General features: G+C 59.5%; 8 protein-coding genes. 3 read left to right on the top strand and 5 right to left on the bottom strand.

Annotated elements, in window-relative coordinates; translation table 11 throughout:
- A partial coding sequence (locus BM438_RS45855) for a hypothetical protein (RefSeq protein ID WP_208620619.1) occupies positions 1-213 on the top strand: 213 nt, incomplete at its 5' end.
- 855 nt (positions 214-1,068) lie between these two features.
- Positions 1,069-1,800 (top strand): cysteine hydrolase family protein, encoded by a 732-nt coding sequence (locus BM438_RS07425; protein WP_093633633.1) that lies wholly within the window; start codon positions 1,069-1,071, stop codon positions 1,798-1,800.
- Between the two features lie 96 nt (positions 1,801-1,896).
- Here BM438_RS07425 and BM438_RS07420 read toward each other — a convergent pair whose 3' ends face one another.
- From BM438_RS07420 to BM438_RS07400, 5 genes are all read right to left on the bottom strand, one after another.
- Positions 1,897-2,772, bottom strand: a complete 876-nt coding sequence (locus BM438_RS07420) for a lipid A biosynthesis lauroyl acyltransferase (RefSeq protein WP_093633632.1) — start codon at positions 2,770-2,772, stop codon at positions 1,897-1,899.
- Between the two features lie 14 nt (positions 2,773-2,786).
- Positions 2,787-3,128, bottom strand: coding sequence for a hypothetical protein (locus BM438_RS07415; RefSeq protein ID WP_093633631.1), 342 nt, complete (start codon positions 3,126-3,128; stop codon positions 2,787-2,789).
- A 106-nt stretch (positions 3,129-3,234) separates the two neighbouring features.
- Positions 3,235-3,960 carry an MlaA family lipoprotein gene (locus tag BM438_RS07410; RefSeq protein WP_093633630.1) on the bottom strand — a complete coding sequence of 242 codons (726 nt, stop codon included), beginning with the start codon at positions 3,958-3,960 and terminating at the stop codon, positions 3,235-3,237.
- 375 nt (positions 3,961-4,335) lie between these two features.
- Entirely contained in the window at positions 4,336-5,691 is a 1,356-nt protein-coding gene (locus tag BM438_RS07405) for a sensor histidine kinase (RefSeq protein ID WP_093633629.1), read from the bottom strand.
- A complete protein-coding gene (locus tag BM438_RS07400) occupies positions 5,678-6,361 on the bottom strand; it encodes a response regulator transcription factor (protein ID WP_093633662.1) in 684 nt (227 codons plus the stop codon). Before BM438_RS07400 ends, BM438_RS07405 begins: the two co-directional genes overlap by 14 nt.
- Before the next feature lie 160 nt (positions 6,362-6,521).
- On the opposite strand from BM438_RS07400, the gene BM438_RS07395 reads away from it, so the two are divergent.
- Positions 6,522-7,199, top strand: a complete 678-nt coding sequence (locus BM438_RS07395) for a response regulator transcription factor (protein WP_093633628.1) — start codon at positions 6,522-6,524, stop codon at positions 7,197-7,199.
- Positions 7,200-7,274 lie beyond the last annotated feature (75 nt).

Here is a 7,274-nt window from a genome sequence, read left to right as displayed (position 1 = left end):
TTCCTCCCTTCAGGTTTATTCAACGCCTGCCCGCACGCGCCGTCGCGCGCCTCCAAGCTCGCAGACATGGGCAGGCGTCGAACAAACCTCAAGACCACCCGCCGGCCGACTCAGTTAGGCGAGTGGTCGGTGTATCTTAAAAGTCGTCGTTGCGGTCAGGGAAGCTCGAACGGTGGTTTGGGGTTGATCGTGTTGAGAAATGGCGTGGCCTGATGGTATCAACCTCTCAAGTTGTCTTGAGATGCGTGGCTTTCACGATCTTTTAAGGCGCGCGGCGTTCGTCTTCCAACGCGGTCCATCTAAAGCCGTAGAATGGCGGGAAGGAATGCCGATATCGCTGACGGTATCGGCGGGCGTAAGGGGATCCGAGCGAGGCTCAGCGTTGGTTTGCGGCAGGTGGTTGTCAATCGAGTGGGAATCACGGATCGGATATGTTCGCCGCACGGACGTTGAGATCGCAGAATCGCGCAAGCTATCTATCTAGGATGAGTTAGATCCTGGATCGTGAAGTCGTTCAGAGGAAATCGAGGCGGGCTGACGAAAGCAGACTTTATTTATCAGCGATAGTTTGAAGAGGTTTTGTAGAATAGTGACGCTAGGGGTGCCCGATAGGGTCTCCCATCGAAGTGAGAATCTCACCCGGTAATCGAACCAAAGTAGCACGCCATTTTGGGGATATTTTTGGGGGCATGTATTATGACCCTAATTTATAAAATTGTTCACTAGCTTGGCTTTGCGCCAATTATTCGAGTCCGATCCCCGCACCAAGTTGTATTCCGTCCGATTCCCGGAAATTCCTTGAACCCTCGATGCAGCAATGCTTCGAGGGTTTTTTGTTCCGGCATGTCTCGCAGGGGCGAACATGCGGAATTCGGCTGGTTGCATCGATCACCAAGGCCGACGGATACAGGTGTCGCTGCAACATATTTGGCCGTCGCTTTGACGCATGCCCGTGTTAACCGATATATGCACAATGGCAGCCACGATCAAGTGTCCCGCATGGACGACGTGAACGCGTACCGCCGTCGTAAGAGAGCGATACGTTCAACCTGAATCGAGGACCCCGACATGCATGAGCCAATTCCTGCGCAGGAGGCGTTTGAGAGCCTGTCATCGACGATTCCAGACATCGACTTCACGGATTGCACCGCCACGGCGCTAGTCGTGGTCGATGTTCAGTACAGCGACGCTGCGCCCAACCGTGGCTGGGTCAAGGCATGCGAAGCGATAGAACCGGGTTCGATGCATTACTACCTCGAAAGGCTCGAGCGCACGACCATTCCTGCAATTCGCACGTTGCTCGATGCCTTTCGTCGAATGAGAAGACCGGTCATTCACCTTGCAATTGGGTCGGCGTATCGAGATATGCGCGATTGCCCGATACGGTTTCGCGAATGGTCGGGCATGCTGGAAAGGGCCAGTGGCATCGAGAACTTATGGTGGACGGGAAATCCAGACTATGCGTTCCGCGAGGAGGTCGCCCCTCTTGATGGGGAGACTGTGATTCGCAAGACCACGCAAGGTGCGTTTAACGGTAGTGAAATACAGAACGTCCTGGATCGTATGGGGATCAAAAATCTGGTATTCACTGGGGTGGTGACGAGTTGCTGCGTCGAGACGACAGCACGGGATGCTGCTGACCGGGGTTTCGGCTGCGCGCTGGTTTCAGACGCGTGCGCCGATTGCGATCCGGTCATGCATGATGCCGCGCTGTCTAACTTCGGGCTTTACTTCGGCAAGATTGTGCCCACTGCGGATGACCTCGTCAGGACGTTGACCGAGAAGGGCGCATGTAGCTGATAACTGGAATCGCTCACCCCGACGCTAATAACTGGCGCATTCGTGGGTGGCGCGGTGTGTTTCTGGTCGTTCACCGCAGCTGTCGCAAGCAAAATGTCAGTAGACTGCGGGCATACCTGCCGGGCGGTGTTTGAAGCGCCTGTGGACCCAGTAGTACTGATCGGGAAAGCGCAGGATTTGCCTTTCAAGAAACGCGTTCATCGTGCATGCGTCAAGCGCTTCGCTGTCCGTGGGAAAGTTTTCGAGCGGATCGAAGATCGTCAGCTTATAGCCGCGAAATGCGGGCAATACCTCGGTCACAAAGGGCACCACGCGTGCACCGCCCAATTTGGCGAGGCGTGACACGGAAGTGAGCGTGCAGGCCGGCACACCGAAGAACGGCGCGAACACCGAACCCGTTGTTCCGTGGTCCATGTCCGCCGCCAGCATCACGGGAACGCCTGAGCGCAGCAGCCGGACAACTTGTTTCGCACTTGCGCTGCGCTCAATCATAGCTGCTCCGAACCGTCCCCGTTGACGCCGTGCGAGTTCGCAGACACGCGTGTTCGACATGCGCGTGTACAGCGCGGCGACCGGCAGGCGCGACGAATACAGCATGCAACCTACTTCGATTCCGACGAAGTGAAAGCCCATGAATATTGTGGGCGGTGCGTGCGGATCGTGCAGATCGATGCGACTGTCCATCTCGACCAGTCGCTCGATCGTGCGCAAACTGCCGAACCATTGAAAGCCGCGCTCCAGATAGCTGCGCACAACATGCTGTAAATGGGCGAGCGCGAGTTCTTCGCGCTCGCGCTCGGTCTTCAGCGGAAAGCACAGGCGCAGATTGACGAGCACCACGTGCCTGCGGTGGCTCGGCAGCTTGTACAGCGCGGCGCCAAGCGCATTGCCTGCTCTTGCAACTAGCGCGTACGGCAGAACCGACAGTAGCCGCAGCAAACCGAGCAGCAACCAATAACCGAGACTTTTCATGCTTACACCTGTTGTCAATGGATACATTGATGACCACGCAGTTCGAGGTGCAACTGGACCAGCCACGCAAAGGGGCAGTCATCGGCAATCGATGCTACAAGATCGTGCTTCCCGATCAGTTGAACCTTATGCGCGAGCCTCGCTGCGTCGAACGCTTGCCGCGCACGCCAGCGCAGCGCCAGCATGATCACGGCACCGAGCAGAAAAATGCTGCCCTGGTAAGGCAATGTAGGCGTGCCGTCGTCGAGCAGGCCGAGCAGCGATGCGAAACTGACGCACGGAACGATCGCGATAGCTGTCGAAATCGAAAAGAGCACGAGGTTGGCGCGCACTGCGGTCGCAGTACCGGCTTTCATGGACACGCTCCCACAGTCAGATGAACTCGGCCTTCATGATGGACGCGCATGGCTTACCAGACACTTAACGGTGAGCTGCGCAAACTGTCATGCGTCGGCCATGCAGCTATTGAGGTGAGGGATCTGGGTAGTCCGGCAACTTGTCGGCGTCGGCGGATCTCGTCGAGAGCATGTGGCGCCTCTGCAGGTAGAGGTCGCGAGTGAACGAATAGGGATCGATCGCGGCCTGTGAAAGCAGGTCCGAGGCGCTTAGAAGATCGGCGCGTTTGCTGACAATACGAGTGCCGGTCACCGACACCTGAACGGCGACTGGTGCGGCCACGAACGGGTTGAGCAGAACGCCTACCGCGACGTCGCTGACATCCCGCACGCTGCTCGGGCCGAACAACGGCATCACCAGGTATGGCCCAATCGGTACGCCATAGTGCGCAAGCGTCAGGCCGAAGTCCTGATGGTGCTTGGGCAAACCCGCAGGCGTCGCCCAGTCGATCAGGCCGCCAATCCCCAAGGTGGAGTTGAACGCAAAGCGCACTACATCCTCGCTCGCGTCTGTCGCTTTCAGTTGCAGCAGGTCATTGGCAAAATTGCCGATATCGCCGAGATTGGAAAAGAAATTCCGGACTGCCGTCTGTACTGGCGTCGGCGTCACCTTCTGATAGGCGGTTGCTACTGGTTTGACCGCGTATCTGTCGACCTTGTCGTTGAACGAGTAGATGGTCCGGTTCATCGGTTCAAGCGGGTCGCCTGCGGTGCGCCCGGGCCCCGTTGCGCATCCCGATGAAAGAAGCACCGTGGTGGCGAGCGCCAGAGTATTCAGATCGCGCCTTTTCATCGGGGGACTCCCGGTACAAAAATGACAAAAGAGGTACTAGCCATGCGGCGCTGCGGCCGTGGCAAAGGTCAGTCGATGGGATGGTGTGACCGGAACACTTACCGGCCACTTACTGGCCGCCTGGCGATTACATTGCCGTCCCTTACCGCTAACACTCCGTGAATCGTTCTGATTGAAGCAGACGGCGCGATTCGGACGGTAAATGTCCGGTAGGTCGCCCAGCTGGACGATACGGCTGGCCATGGAGCCCTGGCGTGATGACCGATCAGGTCAAAACGATCTTTTGATACAAACAGATAGCAATGTCAGCAACAAGCAACCGTCGCAAGGAAGATTGCGATATCGGTGATCGCTGGAAATGGATAAGCCTTTTCACTACTCGGTCGGTTTGTACAAAAGGATTTCACATCCGGGTGTCGTGTCCTTGAAACGGATCGACATGCCGTGCATGCCCGCCACCGCCAGCACAAGGCTCAGGCCGAGCCCGCTGCCGGGCGTGTGACGGCTCGCTTCACCGCGATAAAAGCGCCGTAGCACCGCTTGCTGTTCGGCGGGCGCGATACCTGGCCCGTCGTCGGAAACGGTGATGCCTGCGCCGGTCTTGTTGCGGAACACTGTGATCCGCACATGGCCGCCGCGCGGTGCGAACTTGATGGCGTTTTCCACCAGGTTCGCCAATGCCTCGAATAACAGGTTCGGATCGCCCTGGATCTCAAGCGGCCCCGATACCGTTCGCTGCAATTCGAAGGCGATTTGCTTGTCTTCGGCAGTCGGATCGTAGAATTCGAAGACGTCGTCGGCGACAGCGGCCAGATCGACCGTTGCGAAACCCGCACGGCGCACGCCGCTTTCGATTTCCGAAATGCGCAGCAGCGCATTGAAGGTGCGCAGCAGCCCGCTGGTCTCGATGATGGTTTCATCGATCGCCGCGCGATACTCCGCTTCGGTTTTGGCGCGCCGCTGCGCACGTTCGAGTCCGCCGAGCATCCGGGTGAGCGGCGTGCGCAGATCGTGCGCGATCGCATCGCACACACCCTTGACTTCGTTCATGAGCCGTTCGATTTCGTCGAGCATGCCGTTCACGACGCCGACCAACCGATCCACGTCGTCCTGTTTCGAATGCATCGGCAAACGCCTGCTGAGATTGCCGGCGACGATTTCTTCGATCGAGGCGGTCACCGCGTCGAGCCGCCGCATCGCCGAAATGCCGATCAGGCTCGCGCCGACGAGGCCGATCACGAGCGTGATCATGGCGGTGGAAAGCAGCGCGTGCAGCAGTTCCTCGTCGAAGTGGTCGAGTTCGCGGGTGTTCTGGCATTGCAACGCGATGCGGCTATCCGGCACGCGCGCGGCAATGCATCGGCCGGGCGGGTGGCCGGGCAGCTTCGCGAGCCGCATGGAAAACGGTTGGTCGAACACGGGGATAGCCGGTTGATCTCCCGCGTAGCCGCCGGCAAGATGTTTTCCGGCAGCGTCGAACAGACCGAACGGGCGCTGGTGGCGCGGATCGAACTGGTTTTGATGTTCGAATCGCGCTACCAGTTCGTCCGGCTCTTCGCGTGTCAACTGTGCGTGCTCGCGCATCAGCCAGTCGTCGATGCGTTCCTGTTCGAAGCCGGTGATCTCGCGGTACAGGTAACCGAACAACAGTATCGCGATCACGCCGAACAGCATCAGGAACAGCGTGGCGAGGCGAAAGCCGGTGGTGCGATGCAGGTCAGTCAGGCGCATGGAGCATGTACCCCGAACCGCGCACGGTATCGATCATCGGAGCCGTCCCGTCCGGGTCGAGCTTCTTTCTCAGGCGACTGATATGCACGTCGATCACATTGGTCCGCTCGTCGAGCCGGTAATCCCACACCGCCTCGAACAGCATGGTGCGGCTCACCACCTGGCCCTCATGCTGCATCAGGTATTCGAGCAGCCGGTATTCGCGCGGCAAGAGCGACACCGGACGGCCGGCGCAGCTCACTTCGCGCTTTAGCGGGTCGAGACGCAATGGACCGACCTGATATTCCTGCACACCGGGCGCCGCTTCGCGCCGGCGCATCAGCGCGTCGAGCCGTGCGGTCAGCTCGATGAATTCGAACGGCTTGGTCAGATAGTCGTCGCCGCCGGCGCGCAAGCCGCGCACGCGTTCGTCGACCGCGGACAGGGCGCTCAGAATCAATACCGGCGTGACCACGCCGGCGCTGCGCAACGCCGCCAGCATGCCGAGCCCTTCGAGGCCACCCGGCAACATGCGATCGAGCACGATGGCGTCATAACTGTTGGCGACCGCGAGCATCAAACCGTCACGGCCCGTGCTCGCGGCCTGCACCTTGCAGCCGTGATCGGTGAGCGCTTCAACGATCTCCGCGAGGGTTTGCTCGTCGTCCTCGACGACCAATACATTCGACATGCCTTTTTCCAGAAGTGCGCGCGTGTCGAACGCACGCGAACCGCGCCGTTTACACTACGCTCGTACCTGCGATGTTCGCAGTATGCCGCGTGAAGCCGCACAGGCGTTTCGCGCCAACATGAAAATTTTTTAATGTAAGTCCTCATTGCCTGATTAGCGCATGCGAGTCCTTCTGATCGAAGACGATACGCGCGCCAGCCATTTCCTGGCGCGCGGGTTGAGCGAGAGCGGTCTCATTGTCGACGCGGTGGCCGACGGTGCGACCGGGCTCGCGTACGCGCGCGAGGGCATCTACGACGTGATTGTGGCTGATCGGCTTTTGCCGGCGCTCGATGGCATCGCCCTCGTGCAGCAATTGCGCGCAGGCGGCGATACCACGCCGCTGCTGATGCTGTCCGCGGTCGGCGGGTTGAACGAGCGCGTGGAGGGCATCCGCGCCGGTTGCGACGACTATCTTGTGAAGCCGTATGCCTTCGTCGAAGTGCTGGCGAGAATCGAGGCGCTCGCACGGCGCGCGGATCGCAGCAGGATGAGCGAGCGGCTCGAATGCGCGGATCTGATGCTCGACACGCGGGCGCGAACCGCGACGCGCGGCGGCCGCGATCTACGCCTGCAGCACCGCGAATTCCTGTTGCTCGAATGTCTGGCGCGACGCGAAGGGCAGGTCGTCACGCGCAGCATGCTGCTCGAGGCGGCGTGGAATTACGATTTCGAACCGCGTGGCAATATCATCGATATGCACATGCATCGCTTGCGGGCGAAGGTGGATCGCGATTTTCCGGTGGCGCTGATTCATACCGTGGTGGGTGCGGGTTATGTGCTGAACCCGGCACCTTAGCAGGTGCTTTGCGGCGACCTGGACGGCCTCGTGGATACGCGCTCCGACGGCGTGTTGCGGCGCATTAAATTTTTT

The organism is Paraburkholderia aspalathi (genome assembly GCF_900116445.1).
Classification (GTDB): Bacteria; Pseudomonadota; Gammaproteobacteria; order Burkholderiales; family Burkholderiaceae; genus Paraburkholderia; species Paraburkholderia aspalathi.
Note: the sequence above shows the minus strand (reverse complement) of the source record. Positions and strands in the feature narration are given on the sequence as shown.

Excerpts from the sequence above, each read along its gene's own strand:
- BM438_RS07405 (WP_093633629.1), bottom strand. The coding sequence starts at position 5,691 with ATGCGCCTGACTGACCTGCATCGCACCACCGGCTTTCGCCTCGCCACG.
- BM438_RS07410 (WP_093633630.1), bottom strand. The coding sequence starts at position 3,960 with ATGAAAAGGCGCGATCTGAATACTCTGGCGCTCGCCACCACGGTGCTT.
- BM438_RS07420 (WP_093633632.1), bottom strand. The coding sequence starts at position 2,772 with ATGAAAAGTCTCGGTTATTGGTTGCTGCTCGGTTTGCTGCGGCTACTG.
- BM438_RS07400 (WP_093633662.1), bottom strand. The coding sequence starts at position 6,361 with ATGTCGAATGTATTGGTCGTCGAGGACGACGAGCAAACCCTCGCGGAG.
- BM438_RS07415 (WP_093633631.1), bottom strand. The coding sequence starts at position 3,128 with ATGAAAGCCGGTACTGCGACCGCAGTGCGCGCCAACCTCGTGCTCTTT.
- BM438_RS07395 (WP_093633628.1), top strand. The coding sequence starts at position 6,522 with ATGCGAGTCCTTCTGATCGAAGACGATACGCGCGCCAGCCATTTCCTG.
- BM438_RS07425 (WP_093633633.1), top strand. The coding sequence starts at position 1,069 with ATGCATGAGCCAATTCCTGCGCAGGAGGCGTTTGAGAGCCTGTCATCG.